This window comes from Campylobacter sp. TTU_617 (assembly GCF_016599045.1).
Classification (GTDB): domain Bacteria; phylum Campylobacterota; class Campylobacteria; order Campylobacterales; family Campylobacteraceae; genus Campylobacter_D.
Window position 1 is genome coordinate 1 of sequence record NZ_JAENKV010000014.1, and the last position, 17,511, is coordinate 17,511.

18 protein-coding genes are annotated in these 17,511 nt (G+C 30.1%); all 18 read right to left on the reverse strand.

The window, feature by feature from the left end; genetic code table 11:
- Nucleotides 1–129 precede the first annotated feature (129 nt).
- Nucleotides 130–528 carry a putative quinol monooxygenase gene (locus GQV94_RS06280; RefSeq protein ID WP_234126439.1) on the reverse strand — a complete coding sequence of 133 codons (399 nt, stop codon included), beginning with the start codon at nucleotides 526–528 and terminating at the stop codon, nucleotides 130–132.
- Nucleotides 512–931, reverse strand: a complete 420-nt coding sequence (locus GQV94_RS06285) for a cupin domain-containing protein (protein WP_200170194.1) — start codon at nucleotides 929–931, stop codon at nucleotides 512–514. Before GQV94_RS06285 ends, GQV94_RS06280 begins: the two co-directional genes overlap by 17 nt.
- 55 nt (nucleotides 932–986) lie before the next feature.
- Complete coding sequence (locus GQV94_RS06290) at nucleotides 987–1,964, reverse strand: aldo/keto reductase (protein ID WP_200170195.1); 978 nt, start codon at nucleotides 1,962–1,964, stop codon at nucleotides 987–989.
- 15 nt (nucleotides 1,965–1,979) lie between these two features.
- Nucleotides 1,980–3,113: an alpha/beta hydrolase gene (locus GQV94_RS06295; protein WP_234126442.1), complete on the reverse strand. Its 1,134-nt coding sequence runs from the start codon at nucleotides 3,111–3,113 to the stop codon at nucleotides 1,980–1,982.
- A gap of 136 nt (nucleotides 3,114–3,249) precedes the next feature.
- Complete coding sequence (locus GQV94_RS06300; RefSeq protein WP_200170196.1) at nucleotides 3,250–4,035, reverse strand: carboxymuconolactone decarboxylase family protein; 786 nt, start codon at nucleotides 4,033–4,035, stop codon at nucleotides 3,250–3,252.
- Nucleotides 4,036–4,250: 215 nt separating this feature from the next.
- Nucleotides 4,251–4,739, reverse strand: coding sequence for an NAD(P)H-dependent oxidoreductase (locus GQV94_RS06305; protein WP_200170197.1), 489 nt, complete (start codon nucleotides 4,737–4,739; stop codon nucleotides 4,251–4,253).
- A gap of 45 nt (nucleotides 4,740–4,784) precedes the next feature.
- Complete coding sequence (locus GQV94_RS06310; protein WP_200170198.1) at nucleotides 4,785–5,966, reverse strand: MFS transporter; 1,182 nt, start codon at nucleotides 5,964–5,966, stop codon at nucleotides 4,785–4,787.
- 77 nt (nucleotides 5,967–6,043) lie between these two features.
- Nucleotides 6,044–6,469 carry a MerR family transcriptional regulator gene (locus tag GQV94_RS06315; RefSeq protein WP_200170199.1) on the reverse strand — a complete coding sequence of 142 codons (426 nt, stop codon included), beginning with the start codon at nucleotides 6,467–6,469 and terminating at the stop codon, nucleotides 6,044–6,046.
- Nucleotides 6,470–6,608: 139 nt separating this feature from the next.
- Nucleotides 6,609–7,541 carry a formate dehydrogenase subunit gamma gene (locus GQV94_RS06320; RefSeq protein ID WP_200170200.1) on the reverse strand — a complete coding sequence of 311 codons (933 nt, stop codon included), beginning with the start codon at nucleotides 7,539–7,541 and terminating at the stop codon, nucleotides 6,609–6,611.
- Complete coding sequence (gene fdh3B, locus GQV94_RS06325; RefSeq protein ID WP_200170201.1) at nucleotides 7,538–8,149, reverse strand: formate dehydrogenase FDH3 subunit beta; 612 nt, start codon at nucleotides 8,147–8,149, stop codon at nucleotides 7,538–7,540. Before fdh3B (GQV94_RS06325) ends, GQV94_RS06320 begins: the two co-directional genes overlap by 4 nt.
- A 2-nt stretch (nucleotides 8,150–8,151) precedes the next feature.
- The gene (locus GQV94_RS06330; RefSeq protein WP_200170202.1) at nucleotides 8,152–11,001 is read right to left on the reverse strand and encodes a formate dehydrogenase subunit alpha; all 2,850 of its coding nucleotides are present in this window, start codon (nucleotides 10,999–11,001) and stop codon (nucleotides 8,152–8,154) included.
- A gap of 21 nt (nucleotides 11,002–11,022) precedes the next feature.
- Nucleotides 11,023–11,232 carry a Tat pathway signal protein gene (locus tag GQV94_RS06335; protein WP_200170203.1) on the reverse strand — a complete coding sequence of 70 codons (210 nt, stop codon included), beginning with the start codon at nucleotides 11,230–11,232 and terminating at the stop codon, nucleotides 11,023–11,025.
- 156 nt (nucleotides 11,233–11,388) lie between these two features.
- Nucleotides 11,389–12,069, reverse strand: coding sequence for a TorD/DmsD family molecular chaperone (locus tag GQV94_RS06340; RefSeq protein WP_200170204.1), 681 nt, complete (start codon nucleotides 12,067–12,069; stop codon nucleotides 11,389–11,391).
- A gap of 48 nt (nucleotides 12,070–12,117) precedes the next feature.
- Nucleotides 12,118–13,050, reverse strand: a complete 933-nt coding sequence (locus GQV94_RS06345) for a formate dehydrogenase subunit gamma (protein ID WP_200170200.1) — start codon at nucleotides 13,048–13,050, stop codon at nucleotides 12,118–12,120.
- Nucleotides 13,047–13,688, reverse strand: coding sequence for a formate dehydrogenase FDH3 subunit beta (fdh3B, locus tag GQV94_RS06350; RefSeq protein ID WP_200170205.1), 642 nt, complete (start codon nucleotides 13,686–13,688; stop codon nucleotides 13,047–13,049). Before fdh3B (GQV94_RS06350) ends, GQV94_RS06345 begins: the two co-directional genes overlap by 4 nt.
- The gene (locus GQV94_RS06355) at nucleotides 13,685–16,489 is read right to left on the reverse strand and encodes a formate dehydrogenase subunit alpha (RefSeq protein WP_200170206.1); all 2,805 of its coding nucleotides are present in this window, start codon (nucleotides 16,487–16,489) and stop codon (nucleotides 13,685–13,687) included. The genes fdh3B (GQV94_RS06350) and GQV94_RS06355 overlap by 4 nt, the downstream gene beginning before the upstream one ends.
- Nucleotides 16,489–16,680 (reverse strand): Tat pathway signal protein, encoded by a 192-nt coding sequence (locus GQV94_RS06360; RefSeq protein WP_200170207.1) that lies wholly within the window; start codon nucleotides 16,678–16,680, stop codon nucleotides 16,489–16,491. The genes GQV94_RS06355 and GQV94_RS06360 overlap by 1 nt, the downstream gene beginning before the upstream one ends.
- A complete protein-coding gene (locus GQV94_RS06365) occupies nucleotides 16,667–17,350 on the reverse strand; it encodes a TorD/DmsD family molecular chaperone (RefSeq protein WP_200170208.1) in 684 nt (227 codons plus the stop codon). Before GQV94_RS06365 ends, GQV94_RS06360 begins: the two co-directional genes overlap by 14 nt.
- Between the last annotated feature and the right edge of the window lie 161 nt (nucleotides 17,351–17,511).

A 17,511-nucleotide genomic window follows, 5' to 3' on the forward strand; every position in this document is an offset into this window, starting at 1 on the left:
TTATTAAGTGTTTAAATTTTTATCTTTAATAATTAAATTTATCCTTATATACTAATATCTATATAGCTTATACTTATTGTTCATACTTATTGTTTTAGCTTAAATTGAATTAAAGCTTTATAGAATTTATTAAAATTCTTTGTTTAATCGCATATTAGGACTTAAAGCTTCTAATGGAATAAATTTTAAACTTTTTACCATATGCAAAGTGCCTTGCTTATATCTTTGAAAATGTTCGCTTTGTATATGCTTTTGATAACTTTCTTCATCTTTATAAGATTCTACAATGCTAAATTTACAAGGATTATCTTTATGAGATAGGGCATAAAGCACCAAAACTCCATCTTCTTCTCTTACGCTTAATTCACTTTCTTCTTTTAGAATTTTTTTATATTCTTCTAAATATTTACAATCAACTTCTATTTCTGAAATTTTAACACTCATAAATTCTTGCGCTTGCATATTAACTCCTAAAATAAAAAATAAAGCTAATGCCATTAATTTTATAATTTTATTTTTTTGCTTCATCTAATGCCTCCTTATATTCTTTATCACTTACAAGCTCAAACCACTCTACATTTTTGCCATCTTTTTCACCCGTAAGTGCTATATGTGCCCCACTACTTGTATTGGTTGCACCATGAAAATGTTTTACCCCTATAGGACAACTTATCACATCGCCTTTTTTGGCAATAAATGCTTTTTGTCCTGGTACTTTTGTAAGAATTTCTCCATTTGTAACAATTAAAGTTTGTCCTTGCGGATGTGTATGCCACGCACTTCTTGCACTAGGATCAAATTCAACTAAGGCTCCACTAAAATTCCTCCACTCATTTGACTTAAACATCATAGAAACTTTTACATTTCCGCTAAAAATTTTACTATCTCCTTTAAAATTTCCATAAATTCCTTTACTTTCAAGTTCTTGCATTTGCACTCCTTCAAGAAGATTACATAAAATCGCTATAAGAAATAAACTAATTTTTTTATTTCCCAACTCTAAGAGCTGCTTCACCTGCATAACGATCTCCTTTGATTGTTATTTTGTCTAAGATATTCTTTAAATGACTTAATTCATCTTGAGTAAAATCAATATTAATAGCATTAATATTTTCTTCTAATCTTTGCAAATTTGTTGTTCCAAAAATAGGTGCAATAAATGCTTTTTGTGCCAAAACCCAAGCAAGAGCAATTTGTGCTAAAGTAGCATTTTTAGCTTTTGCTATATCTTCTAATGCATAAACTAAGTCTAAATTAGCTTTTAAATTCTCACTTTTAAAACGCGGAACTTGTGATCTAAAGTCATTATTTTCAAAAGTAGAATTTGCATCAAATTTACCTGCTAAAAATCCTTTTCCTAAAGGAGAAAAAGGAACAAAACCTATATTTAATTCTTCTAAAACTTTTAAAAGTTCATTTTCAGGTTCTCTCCACCATAAAGAATACTCGCTTTGCACCGCACTAAGTGGGAATACCGCATGAGCTCTTTTAATACTTTGAATTCCTGCTTCACTCATACCCCAAGCTTTGATTTTTCCTTCTTTATAAAAATCGCTCATTAAATTAGCAACTTCTTCAACTGGAACATTTGTATCAACTCTATGTTGATAATAAAGATCAATGCAATCTGTTTGCAAACGCTTCAAACTACCTTCTAAACTTTGTCTGATTTTACTAAGTGTGCTATCAACAATTTGTTTAGTGCCCTCAATTCTGATACCAAATTTTGTTGCTAACACTGCTTCATTTCTAAAAGGTTTTATTGCTTTACCTACTAATTCTTCATTAATAAAAGGACCATAAACTTCAGCTGTATCAAAAAAATCAATGCCAAGATCCTTTGCCTTATGAATGAGTGTTATCATCTCTTTTTCATCTTTAGCTTCTCCATAACCAAAGCTCATTCCCATACAACCAAGCCCTAAGACACTCACTTCTAAATTTCTTAATCTTCTTTTTTGCATTTTTTATCCTTAAACTCAATTTTTTAAATTCTTCTCATAAAAACTTTTAAGTTTATTTAAACTTTCATCTACCGCCTCCTTTTTATAATAAGTTTGTATATGAGTGGCGTTATTTATAGTATAAAGTTTTTTATTTTGAGTTCCTATTGCCTTATCAAAAGCTTCTTTGCTCATATAAGCTGTATCTGCTTTATCACCTACAAGCATAAGTAAAGGCTGATTAATAAGCTCGATTTGATCAGTTGCATCAAAACTCATAAGCTCCATTAAAGAACTTGTTGTATAAATAAAACTAGAATTAGGATGTGCGTGAGTATCACCATAATAAATCATACCCTCACGATAAAGATCGGTAGGAATTTTATCAAGTTCTTCTTTGCTTAATTTTTTTGGAGCAAAACCTGTATAGTTTATTTTACCACTTATAGCCTCTAATTCTCTTGCTTTGCTTGCATTTAATAATTTTTCTTGGATCTTATCAAGCTCGCTATTTAAAAAACCATTGCGACGCACAAGTCCTGTATTAAAAGCACTTAAAGTTGCCACTGCTTTTAATCTTTTATCTTTTTGTGCTGCTTTTAATGTGTAGCCACCTCCTCCACAAATTCCTAAAATTCCTATTCTTTCCTTATCTACTCCTTTAAAAGTATCTAAAAAATCAATTGCTTTAGAGATATCCTCAACTCTACTTGATGGAATATCTTTATTGCGTGGAAAACCTTGACTTTCCCCTTGATAAAAAGCATCAAAAGCTAAAGTAATATAACCAAGCTCTGCTAATTTTTGTGCAAAAAGCCCTGCAACTTGCTCTTTAACTCCGCCATTTGGATGAGCTACAACAATAGCTGGATATCTTAATTTTGCATTAAAATTTGCAGGTAAATAAAGATTGGCTACACTTTTATTGTTTTTTGTTCCATAACTTACTTTTTTAATATTTACCCAACCTTTTTGATTTTTAGTTATAGCATTTTCATAAACCAAACCAAAAGGATTTTTGCTGACATTTTTAAGTGCTTCTTCGCTAGGATTTAAAAAAAGTTTATTAGTTTTTTCTTGTGTGTTTTCTTTTGCCAAAAGATTAGAATCTATTGCTAAAGTTCCTAAAGCTACCATACTTGATGTTTTTAAAAAATCTCTTCTTTGCATTTTTTATCCTTTTTTATTAAAAATTAATATTTTTAAATTAAATGAAAACTATTAAATCTTAGCTATCAAAACATTTTTCTATATAATTTAACTAAAAGTATAAAACCTAACATCTAGTGTAAGTCAAGAGTAAATTTTACTTTTTACTTGTTTCTTCTATCAAATTTAGTGCATTTAATGTTTTAGGATAACCTATAAAAGGGCAAATTTGTGTTAAAGTGCTAATTAAAATATCTCTATTATTTTTCATATTAAAATTCCCTTGTATATGACCTTTAAGCTGATTTTCACAGCCTCCTAAACTTGCTAAAAAAACAAAAGTTAAAAGTTCTCTTGTCTTTAAATCCAAACCTTTTCTTGTGTAATAATCTCCAAAACAATTAGAACTTAAAAATTCTCTAATATGCTTCATATCTTCTGGAGTATCTTCATTGCCTTTTAAAATTGCCTCTTTAAATATATGCACTTGAAGCTTTAAACCTTCTTCATAACGATTTTCTTTAGTAGTGGTCCCTTGATTTTTAAGTGGTAAAGATATATTGGATTCTTTAAAAATTTTATTACAAAGCTCTAAAAATTTATAAACCTTACTAAAACCTAAATAAGGCACGCTTTGATAAATAAGCTCTTTAATGGCTACAGGATTTATATTTTGTGCTAAAGCTATATTTAAATACTCTTTAAAAAAATCTAAACTACCGCCATTTGCAATTATGGCTGCTAATTTAACTAAATGGGTGTTTTGTTTATCTAATTTATTATATTTTGTTACTTCTACTTCACTAAAATAATTAAAAATTTCATAAAATTCAGGATCATTTTGCATTAAAGAATTATTTTCTTTTGCACTTAATGCAGAATTTATCAAAGTGGTTCCAGCGGCTAAAATCATAGTGTTTTTAAAAAATTTTCTGCGTTGCATTATCGCTCCTTGAAATTTAATTTCAAAAAGTATAAAACATAACAGCTAGTGTAAGTCAAGAGTAAAAATTAATATTTTTAAATTTTTATACACTTTTTAATTTTTCATTATTTTATATTATTAGAAAAATAGCTTTATTTGCTACTCTTTTAAAATTTATATTTGATAAAAAGCTATAAGTTTAACAACTTATAGCAAAAAACTATTTTAAATTACTATACTAAGTAATTTTTATAGACATTTAAATCAAGACCATCAACGCTTGCATTAAAAATAGCATAGGGCTTAACACTTTTACAACCTAAATACTCAAAACTATAATAAATAGGCTTTAAAAGCTCTTCTAAAGTAGCACCATGATGGCCATCATAACTTTGTTCAGCCCCACCCAAAGTTGTAATAACTTGAAAAATTTTACCTTTTAAAAGCTCTTTTTCTCCATATAAAATTGCACTTAAAACTCTATCTTGCCATTCTTTAAGCAAACTTGGGGTACTAAACCAAAAAAGCGGAAATTGAAATATAATTTTATCTGCTTCTTTTAGCAAAGCAAGTTCTTTATTAATATCAATTTTTCCATCATTATAGCTTGTGCTAAGATTGTGAATTTTTAAATTATTTATATCTTTTATGCTTTCTAATAAAGCACGATTTACTTTTGAATCTTTCCAAAAAGTATGAGCAAAAATAATTAAAGTTTTCATTTTATCTCCTTTTAGTATAAAATATAAGCTTATTAAATTTGGAAATTAAAATCTTAATTTCACTTTTTCTATCCTCCTTCTTAATAAAATCATCATAATTCCTAAAATCAACAAAAAAATAGTGCTTATAATGATAAAGCGGGTGTTACTTAAAGATATAACCATCCCACAAATAGCTGTTCCACTACTTAATCCTATATTAGCTACACTTATAAAAAGTCCATTGCTCAAATCAGGAGCTTTTGGAAAAGGATGATTTATTATAAAATGTGTGCCATTATTCATTATTCCAGCTAAAATTCCTAATATAAAAGCAAACATAATTAACATAATTTGGCCATAAAAATTAAAAAGTAAAGTATAAAATATGATCATAATCAAAGGCGTTAAAAGTAAAGTAAAATGTGCATTTTTAACAAGAGTTTTTCCTGCTATATAATTACCTATAATATTTGAAAAACCGTAAATAGCTAATACAATACTAATGAAAGTAAAATTCATCTTTGCTACACTATGCAAAAAATCAGAAAAATAAGAATAAAATCCCCAAATTCCAGCATTTACACAGATAACACAAAGAATGCTAATCCACAAAAGTGGATATCTTAAGATAAGCAATTGCTTAGTTATTTTAATAGAATTTATCCTTTTAAAATCAGGTACAAACAACAAAGTTGCTATAAAAGATAAGCTATTTAAAATACAAAAAAATAACATTGCTACTTCAAAGCTAAAATTTCCACCAAAATAACTAGTCATAGGCACACCTAAAACCATCCCTGCACTCACTGCTGCAAAAATCTTAGCTGTAGCTTTTGGGACTTCTTTTTTATCTTCAACTAAATTAGTAGCCATACTTAAAACAAGAGCTATATAAATAGGATGGAAAAAAGCAGGGATAGCTCTAAAAATAAGCAATTGCCAAAACTCATTTACAAAAGCACTTGCCAAAGAAGAAAATACAAAAACTAAAAGACAAATAAGCATTAATTTTTTAGGATTGAAATTTACACAAAGCAAAGGAACTATAGGTGCACAAAAAGTTATTACGAGTGCAAAAACACTCACACTCCAACCTGCATCAGAAATACTCACATGAAAATTTTCAGATACTACAGGAATGATCCCCATCATCCCAAGCTCTGTACTTAAAATTCCAAATACACCTAAACAAAATACTAAAATAATTTGGGAATTAGACATTTTATCTTTGTTTAGGGTTAGCATTTTATCCTTTCGATTTTAAATTTTTAAAAGTATAAAATCTAACATCTAGTGTAAGTCAAGAGTAAAAATTAATATTTTTAAATTTTTACACACCTTTTACATTTAACATAATCTTTGCTTAAAGGATTTAATTCATCTTTATTTTCCATAATCATTTTTTCATAATAATCTATTTTAAAATCAAGTTTTTCCAAAATATTTTCTAATTTCTTTACATCTTTTAATGTTTTTTCTTTTAGTTTTAAAATAATTTCTAATCTCTCTTTTGCTGTATTTTTTCCTTTAATACATAAAAAAATATATTTTTTAACATCCTCTATACTCATACCAATTTGTCTATAACAATCTACCCAAACCACCCACTCTAAATCTTTTTCACTAAAATAACGCACTCCATTTTTATCTTTTTCCACAAAAGGAAACAAACCCTTATCTAACCAAAATCTAAGCGTTCTACTAGAAACTCCTGTTTTTCTTTCTACTTCTATGATTGTATAAGCCATATTTTTCCTTTAACTATATTTTAAAATCAGTAAATATTATTTAAAGTATAACATTAAGATAAAAGAAAAATTAAATCATAATAAAATAAGATAATAATTATAAAGACTTTCTAAAAAATTTTTAGAAAGTCAAACAGTATCAAATTTTCACACTAGAATCATAAGAGAAAGTAGGTTCAATCTGTTTTTTATTGCTTAGTTCTTTATACCAGTAAGAATGGAGTATATAAACTTCTTCTTCTTCTTTATAACCATTAATCATAGAATGGATACTTCCTTTTATAGCAAAAACAGCCATATAAATATGTACTCCAAAAAATACTGCACATACTATTCCTAAGAAATTATGAATAATGGCTGAAATTCTTAAAAGTTCAATTTGAGTTAAACCAAAAAGATTTTGAATTGCTACAGAATTAAAATCAAGAAAATACATAAATCCACCTGTAATTATCATCAAAAAGCCACCAAATACAGCAATATAATACCAAGACTTTTGACCAAAATTAAATTTACCTGCAGGTACTGGACGTTTTACTTTACTTAAATAACCTCCAACTATCATCATCCATCTAATATCATAACTTGCAGGAAGCATTCTTTTAATCCAGCATAAAAACATAGGGATAATAGAAATGATAAATAAAATTGTTGCAAAAGCGTGTAAATTTTTACAAACTCTTACAAAAACTCCTCCTCCAAAATAAGATCCAAACATCATAATAAATCCTGTTGGAACTAAAATAACCCAAGAAATTGCTGCTATAAAATGAAAAATTCTTTCAAACAAGGTAAAGGCATAAATTTTCTTTCCATCGTGAGAGAATTGTTTAGGTCCTATTATCATATAATGTAAAGCAAAAGCAGCTAATACTGCAATTATAGCAATTAAAGCTATAGTGGCTATATATTCACCTTGTAAGGTTGTCCAAAGTTTGCCAAAATTATCATAATTTGGGATATTTGTGATACGATGAAAATCCCAAATTTGAGTATCTTGTCCCATTCTCTCATTGCCATAGGCAAATAAACTTACAAAACTTGTTAAAAGTGCTATTAATACTTTTATCATAAGCGTTCCTTTCTAGTATAAGCAATTTTCCATTCTATACTTTCTGAAGGATTTAAAATACCATAATTTCTATTTGTAAGTCTATTGTGATAAATTTCTTCTATTTTAGAGCTTTCGCCAACGAGTAAAGCATTAGTGGAGCAAACTGCTGCACACATAGGCACTTTACCTTCTGCAATACGATTTTGCCCATAAAGTTCTCTTTCTTTTTCTGAATTAGTCTCTTCAGGACCTCCTGCGCACATAGTACATTTATCCATTTCACCTTTGACATTAAAAACTCCATGTCTAGGAAACTGAGGTGCACCAAAAGGACAAGCATAAAGACAATATCCACAACCTATACATTTTTTCTTATCATGCAAAACAATACCATCAGCACGAATATAAAAACAATCAACAGGGCAAACAATAGAACAAGGAGCATCATCACAATGCATACAAGCTATAGTAGTTGAAACTTCTTTTCCTTGAATTCCTTCATTTAAAGTAACCACTTTACGACGATTAATTTCTACAGGTACTTCATGCGCACTTGAACAAGCCACTTGACAAGCAAAACACGAAGTACATCTTTGAGTATCTACAAAAAATTTTATTCTAGTCATATTTATGCCTTTTCTATCCTGCAAAGACCTGCATTAAATTCAGAAATTTGCGTATTAATATCAAAACCATAGTTTGTAATAGTATTTGAACTCTCACCTATAGTATAAGGTTTTGTCCCTTCTGGATAATTGTGACTTAAATCTACTCCTTGTAATATCCCCGCAAAGTTATAAGGCATACAAATTCTGTCTGGAGTTACTGAAAGATTATGAACACATTTTACTTTTATTTTTGTTCCTTGAGGAGAATGTATCCACATCATATCTCCATTTTTTATACCATACTTTAAGGCAAGTTCAGGATGAACATTTGCAAACATTTCAGGAGTAATAGCTGCTAAATATTTACTTGTTCTTTCTAGCATACCTGCGCCACTAAGATTAACAAGTCGCATACTAGAAACAATAATAGGAAATTCTTTACTCCAATCCTTTCTTTGTTGTTCGCTTTTAAAAGCAGTGGTGACACGGAAATTTGGTTTTTCTTGATCGTCCCAAGTAGGATATTTTTGCACTAGATCCCAACGAGGAGAATGGATAGGTTCTCTATGTTTAGGAATAGGATCAGCAAATTCCCAAACTATAGCTCTAGCTCTAGCATTTCCCAAACAACAAGCTCCTAATTGACGACATTTTTCCAAGATAATACCTGAAATATCAGTACTCCAACTAGATCCCATTTTAGCTTTTTCTTCATTACTAAGCTTAATATTAAATACTTTTTCTATATTATCTTTAGTGATTTGCGGATATCCACCTTTGACCTTACAATCTTTTAAGCTTATAGAATCATCTGCAAGCTGACTTACTCCATTATGTTCTAATCCAAAACGATTTCTAAATCCCATACCTCCACGCGCATAAGGAATATCTTTATTCCATAAAATAGCAGTTCCAGGATGTTCTTGATCCCAACAAGGCCAAGGAAGTCCGTAATATTCACCCTTAACTTCTCCACTTAAACCTTCTTGAGTATCAGGATCGAAATTTTCCCAATTTTGTTGATGCTTTCTTAAACGCTCTGCTGAAATTCCACGTAACCCTATGCTTAAAAGTCCATTACTCATCTCAGTTGTTGCATCATCAGGCCAAATAAAAGATTCATTATCTGTTTTCACCTGTTTTAATTCATAATCTAACACTTGCATTTTCATTCCGCGTGTATATTCATCATAAAAACCGAATTTCTTAGCAAAAGCAAACATAATTTCTTGATCTTCTTTACTTTCATATATTGGTTTTACAACTTGAGAACGCCATTGCATAGCACGATTTGTAGCTGTTACATAACCTTCACTTTCAAATTGAGTTGAAGCTGGAATAATATAAATTCCATCTGGACGATCAGCTAAAACCGCTACCTCATTAACAAAAGGTTCGGCAATAACTATCATATCAAGTTTTTTAAGAGCTTCTTGAATTTTAACCGTATGTGCCATAGAAGTAATTCCAGTACCTTGAACCCAAAGAACACGTATGTTTGAATTTGAAACGACTTTATCATTCCCATAAGGTATAACACCTTTAACACCTTGCCACCATCTAGCAAGCGAAAATCCTTTCTCATTCATCCAATTTTTACCATCACTTGGGGGTGCAAAACGACTTTTCATATATTCCATATCCACTCCCCAAACATTGCAAAAATGCTCCCAAGCATCATTACCTAAACCATAATAAGCTGGCAAGGTATCAGCTAGACAACCCATATCAGTAGCACCTTGAACATTATCGTGTCCGCGAATAATATTTGTTCCGGCTCCTTCTTTACCTACATTTCCTAAAACAAGTTGTAAAATCGCTAAAACACGTGTATTTGAACTACCAACAGAATGCTGAGTAATACCTAAAGCCCAAAAAAGTGTAGCAGGTTTAATTGTTGCTAACATTTGAGTAATTTTTTCAAGTTGAGCTGCTGGAACACCTGTAACATTTTCTACTTCTTCAGGAGTCCATTTTGCAGCTTCTTCTTTGATTTCATCAACACCATAAGAACGTGTTTTGATAAATTCTTTATCTTCCCAACCATTTTTAAAGATAAGATGAAGCATACCATAGACTAAAGCTATATCTGTCCCTGGGCGAATTCTTACGTATTCATCTGCATGAACAGCAGTTTTTGTATAAACAGGATCTACTACAACTAATTTTGCATTATTTCGATCTTTTGCACGAAGTAAATGTTTAAAACCTATAGGATTTGCAACCGCAGTATTAGCTCCAAAAATAATCATCATTTTTGAATTTTTACAAACATCGCCAAAATGATTTGTCATAGCGCCATAACCCCATGTATTTGCCACACCGGCAACTGTTGCACTATGTCAAATTCTAGCTACATGATCTATATTATTTGTTCCCCAAAAAGCTGCAAATTTTCTAAAATAATAAGCTTGTTGATTATTAAATTTAGCAGAACCCAAAAACATAACACTATCAGGCCCACTTTCATTACGGATATCAAGCATCTTATCGCCTATTTCATTAATAGCTTGTTCCCAACTTAAACGAATCCATTTACCATTTTCTTTTTTCATAGGATATTTAATACGTTGTTTTGATTTAGTAAGATCAATTTGATCAATCCCTTTACAACAATGAGAACCTTGAGAAATAGGATGTTCTACAGCATTTTCTTGACGCACCCAAACACCATCTTGAACTTCGGCTTTTATCCCACAACCCGCACTACAAATGGTGCAAATTGTTCGAACTATTTTTGAATTAGGATAAGGATTTGCAATTTCTTCTTTGCTAGCTTGACGTAAATTTTTATTTTCTACACCAAAAGCACTAGTTGCCAAAGAAGATATAGCTGCAAATTTTAAAAAATTCCTTCTAGCTAATACCATTTTATTCCTTTCTTTAGTTTTTTAATAAGCTGCTTTATAATAAGCTTCCCAATGAGCTGTTTCTTGATAAAGAACTTCATTTTTATTGCTTTTGCCAAATATAACATTCTTTTCTTTATCTAAAAGTTCTGTTTGTGTTGCTGCTTTTGCTACACTTGAAACAACTAAAGCAGTTGCTCCTACTTTTAAAGACTTACGAAGAAAATTACGCCTTGATGAATTTCCATTCATATACTCCCCTTTTTATAATTTTAAGTAAATTTTGAATATTTTTAAATACTCTATATATCGATAAATATACTCAAATTTATTCAAATTCTACATAATTAAATATAAAAAAAAATTAAAAGCGTAAATTATCAATAAAATAAAGGACGATTATAGAGTTTAAAGTTTGCTTAACTCATCAATATTAATTTTACTAAATTGAGTTGGAAGTTTTGATTCATAAGGTAAACGCTCTAAGGCAATATCGGCTATGCTTTTAGAAGTTGTTTTTTTAGGTTTTTCTAAATTCAAAATACTTCTCTCAAATTTAAAAAATACCTCCATAATATTTCCAAAATGGATAAAAAAATTAGAATTTTTATGAATTTTTAATTTTTCAATAAATTCATCAATTACTGAATTTAAAATTTTTTCAAAAAATTCTTTTGCTAATTCTTTATCAAAATCAATCAAATAAGGCATTAAAGCGAAAATAAAACCAAATTCATCTTCACTTTGTGATGATTTTTCATCTTTTCTATAAGGACTTTTACGTAAAATTGCACAAGCTTGGAGTTTTTTTCTACCATCATCTCTTCCTTCATCATAAAACGAAGCTGTAGTAGGAACATTTACATAAGAAAAATCAAAAAATACTGCATTTTGTTCCTGTAAAAAAGTTTTTAAATCATAAGTTAAAATAATCTCAAAATCTTTAGTAAGCTTATCTTCTAAAGGAATTTGACTTAAAAATTTTGCCTGCGTTATAAAAATATTAAATTTTTCTTCATCTATAAAATCAAAAGCTAAAGAAAAAAATTCATAAAAATATTTTCTTGTAATTTGAATTTGTTCTTGCATATAATTTCCTAAACTAATTTTAGGAAATTATAGCATAATAAAAACACATCAAATTTTCACACTAGAATCATAAGAGAAAGTAGGTTCAATCTGTTTTTTATTGCTTAGTTCTTTATACCAGTAAGAATGGAGTATATAAACTTCTTCTTCTTCTTTATAACCATTAATCATAGAATGGATACTTCCTTTTATAGCAAAAACAGCCATATAAATATGTACTCCAAAAAATACTGCACATACTATTCCTAAGAAATTATGAATAATGGCTGAAATTCTTAAAAGTTCAATTTGAGTTAAACCAAAAAGATTTTGAATTGCTACAGAATTAAAATCAAGAAAATACATAAATCCACCTGTAATTATCATCAAAAAGCCACCAAATACAGCAATATAATACCAAGACTTTTGACCAAAATTAAATTTACCTGCAGGTACTGGACGTTTTACTTTACTTAAATAACCTCCAACTATCATCATCCATCTAATATCATAACTTGCAGGAAGCATTCTTTTAATCCAGCATAAAAACATAGGGATAATAGAAATGATAAATAAAATTGTTGCAAAAGCGTGTAAATTTTTACAAACTCTTACAAAAACTCCTCCTCCAAAATAAGATCCAAACATCATAATAAATCCTGTTGGAACTAAAATAACCCAAGAAATTGCTGCTATAAAATGAAAAATTCTTTCAAACAAGGTAAAGGCATAAATTTTCTTTCCATCGTGAGAGAATTGTTTAGGTCCTATTATCATATAATGTAAAGCAAAAGCAGCTAATACTGCAATTATAGCAATTAAAGCTATAGTGGCTATATATTCACCTTGTAAGGTTGTCCAAAGTTTGCCAAAATTATCATAATTTGGGATATTTGTGATACGATGAAAATCCCAAATTTGAGTATCTTGTCCCATTCTCTCATTGCCATAGGCAAATAAACTTACAAAACTTGTTAAAAGTGCTATTAATACTTTTATCATAAGCGTTCCTTTCTAGTATAAGCAATTTTCCATTCTATACTTTCTGAAGGATTTAAAATACCATAATTTCTATTTGTAAGTCTATTGTGATAAATTTCTTCTATTTTAGAGCTTTCGCCGACTAAAAGTGCTTTTGTTGAACACATAGCCGCACATACTGGCACTTTACCTTCTGCAATACGATTTTGCCCATAAAGTTCTCTTTCTTTTTCTGAATTAGTCTCTTCAGGACCTCCTGCACACATAGTACATTTATCCATAATGCCTTTATTACCAAATACACTATCTTTTGGAAACTGAGGAGCCCCAAAAGGACAAGCATAAAGACAATATCCACAACCTATACAAATCTCTTTATCATGCAAAACAATACCATCAGCACGAATATAAAAACAATCAACAGGACAAACAATAGAACAAGGAGCATCATCACAATGCATACAAGAAATAGAAGTTGAAACTTCTTTTCCTTGAATTCCTTCATTTAAGGTGATTACACGACGACGGCGAATATGAATAGGAAGTTCATGCGCTTCATCACAAGCTACCGCACAGCCATTACAATCGATACAACGCTCATTATCACAAAAGAATTTTAAACGTTCTTTTTCTAAATTTGCAAAATTTATTTTACTCATTTTCCATCCTTGCTGATTCTACAAAGCCCACCTTTAGTCTCTGGAATCTGACACATAATATCATAACCATAATTTGTTACAGTATTTGCACTTTCTCCACTTGCATAAGGTTTAGTTCCTTTAGGGAAATTGTGAGTTAAATCTACTCCTTGCATTACACCCGTAAAATGAAAAGGTAAGAAAATCATATCTTTTGCTATGCCTGGATTAACCTTTACTCTAACATGAATTTTAGTTCCCTCTGGAGAATGCACCCAAATCATATCCCCTGCTTTAATATCTTGCTCTTTTGCTAACTCAGGATTAATCTCGCAAAACATTTCAGGAGTTAAGCGTGTTAGATACATAGACGCTCTATTTTCCATACCTGCACCATTTAAATTTACAAGCCTTGCAGTAACAAGATTAAGCGGGAATTCTTTAGAATAATCTTTTGCTTGTTGCACAGAAATAAATTTAGTATCCACACGATAAAGTGCTTTTTGATCTTCAAAACTAGGATATTTTTGCACTAAATCATTTCTTGGAGAATGAAGTGGTTCGCGGTGAAGTGGAATTTTATCTTTAAAAGTCCAAACAATAGCTCTAGCTTTAGCATTTCCATAAGGAACAATACCTTTTTCTATACATTTAGTCGCAATAATATCACTATCATCATAAGACCAAGTTGATCCCATTTTTTCTTTTTCTTCTGCACTTAAAGTAATGCCTAAAACTTTTTCTATATTATCTTTAGTGATTTGCGGATATCCTACATTAATAGGTGAATTTAAAGGTGCATTTTTAGCTAATAAACTTTCACCTTCATATTCAAGCCCAAAATTATTTCTAAAACCCATACCGCCTTTTGCCACTTCGATATCAGTATTATAAAGTACAGGAGAACCTGGATGTTTATCGCTCCAGCAAGGCCAAGGAAGTCCGTAATATTCACCCGCAACTTCATCTTTTCCCTCTAAAGTTACCTCATCAAATTTATCCCAATACAAAGTATGTTTTTTAAGCCTCTCAGGACTCCAACCATTAAGTCCTATACTTCTAACTGCTTTTGCAATTTCTTTTGTAGCATTTTCAGGCCAAACAATTTCACCTTTTTCATCACGTAAAGTTTTAGTAAAGTCTTCATAAAAACCTAATTTTTTAGCAAGCTCAAATAAAATTTCTTGATCTTCTTTGCTTTCATAAAGTGGATCTACAACCTTAAATCTCCATTGTCCGCTACGATTTGTTGCAGTTACACTTCCACTTGTTTCAAACTGCGTTGCTGCAGGTAAAAGATAAATTCCATCTTTTCTTTCTGCAATGATTCCTGCTTCATTTACAAAAGGATCTGCCAAAACTAAAAGTTCTAAAGCTTCTAAACCTTCTTTAACTTTGGCTTGTTGTGCGGTCGAAGTAATACCATTTCCCATAACTACTAAAGCTTTTAAAGGTGTTCCAGCATTATCAATAGCATCATTTCCATCTTTTCCATTTAAAGCTGCTGCCCACCATCTAGCAAGTGAAAGTCCAGTTTTATGCATCCAATCTTTACTTACAAAATTCCCTAAAAGCCATTCATAATCCACACCCCAAATTTTGGCATAGTATCTCCAAGTCGCTTCATTTAAAGGATAATAACCTGGTAAATTTTCACTCAAACACGCCATATCTGAAGCACCTTGAACATTATCGTGTCCGCGTAAGATATTAACTCCACCGCCAAATTTACCTATGTTTCCAAGTACCATTTGCACAATAGGTGCTAAACGTGTATTTGAAGTTCCTACAGTGTGTTGAGTTAAACCCATAGCCCAAATAAGCGTAGTTGGTTTATTTTTAGCGACTTCATAGGTAATTTTTATTAAAAGTTCTTTTGGAATTCCTGTAACATTTTCTACTTCCTCAGCTGTCCATTTTGCAGCTTCTTCGCGAATTTTATCTATACCAAAAACTCTTTCATCAATATATTTTGTATCTTCTAAACCTTCATCAAAAATAATTTTTAACATTCCATACATAAAGGCAATATCTGTTCCTGGACGAATTCTTGCATAAATATCTGCCTTAGCTGCACTTTTTGTAAATCTAGGATCTACAACTATAAGTTTAGCACCTTTTTCTTTTGCCTTTAAAAAATGCCTAAAGCCTACTGGGTGATTTACTGCTGGATTTGCTCCAATAATAATAATACATTTACTTCTTTGAATGTCTCCAAGATGGTTTGTCATAGCGCCATAACCAAATGTATTCGCCACACCGGCGACTGTTGCGCTGTGTCAAATTCTAGCTTGATGATCTACATTATTTGTTCCAAAAAATGCTGCAAATTTTCTTATATAATAAGCTTGTTCATTATTAAGCTTTGCAGAACCTAAAAACATAACACTTTCAGGATTTTCTTTGCGATAAGTGGCTAGCTTTTCTCCAATTTCACTTAAAGCTTGTTCGTATGAAATGCGTTTCCACTCTCCATTTTCTTTTTTCATAGGATATTTTAAACGCACATGAGAACGCACCATATCGATCATATCAGAACCTTTGCAGCAGTGTCCGCCTAAACTTATAGGATGATCTTGGGCAATTTCTTGACGTACCCAAACACCATTTTGCACTTCTGCAATAATGCCACAACCAACAGAACAAGCTGTACAAATTGTTTTTACTTTTTTACTTCCCTCATAAGCTTCTTTAATTTCGCTATCATTTACCTCTCTAATGTTTTCACTTCTTGCTAAAAGAGGTGTTGCTAAAGAAGAAAGTGCAGCCATTTTTAAAAAATTACGACGATTAAGTTTAATACTTGCATTCATACTTGACATCACTCAGCCTTTATATAATAATTTTCCCAATTAGCACTTCTTTGAAAAAGCACTTCTTTTTTTTTGCTTTTACCTTTGATTAAATCTTTGCGATCTTCATCTTTAGCCAAAGCTAAACTTGCACCAGATAACAACCCAGCACTACCTAAAGCTAATACTGATCGTTTAAGAAATTCTCTACGATTTTTCACCCAACCTCCTTTTTTTATTTACCTCTCTTCTTAAGAATTCAGATCTAGATAAATCATTTTGTACTTTTTTAGTAGTATTTCTTATATTTTTGCCAAGCCCAAAACAAGATCTTTCAAATTCTATAAAAGCACTTAAGATATAAGCTACTTCTTTATAAAGCTTTGCTTCTTCATTTTCTAAAATTAAAATAATAAACTCATCAATACTTTGATTAATAACTTTTTCAAATAATTCTTTTGCCAAAATATCTTCTTCTAGTTTTAAAAATTCACTCATTAAAAAAAAGCAAAATCCTATATGATCTTCACTTTCTTTGAAGAATTTTTCATTACGCCTTATTTTGCTTTTTATAAGAATTTCTCTAACGCAAATAAGTGCTCTTGAATTTTCAAAACCTTCTTCAATATAAGAAAAAGTTATAGGAATAGAATTTTTAAGAGATAAAAAAAGATTTTCATATTCATCAAAAAATAAATTTAATTTTGTTTTAGAATTTTCAATCAAAATATCAAAACTATCAATTAAATTTTCATCAAATGAAGTTTCTTTCATCATCTTTAGACAATCATTTAAAAAAGCTAATCGTTGCTTAGAAAAAGAAAATACAAAAAGTTCTCCAAAGCACTGATAATAAAGACTTCTAGCTAATCTTAATTTTGCTAAATCCATACAAAATCCTAGATAAAATTCTTTGCTAAAAATTTAGGAAATAAAATAAGTTTTTATTATGCAAATATAGCCTAATATTTGATTTTACCTTATTTTATACAAGTTTTATCTTAGTATGATTTGTTTTAAAAAAAACTGAATTTTATAAAAAAAATTAAGGC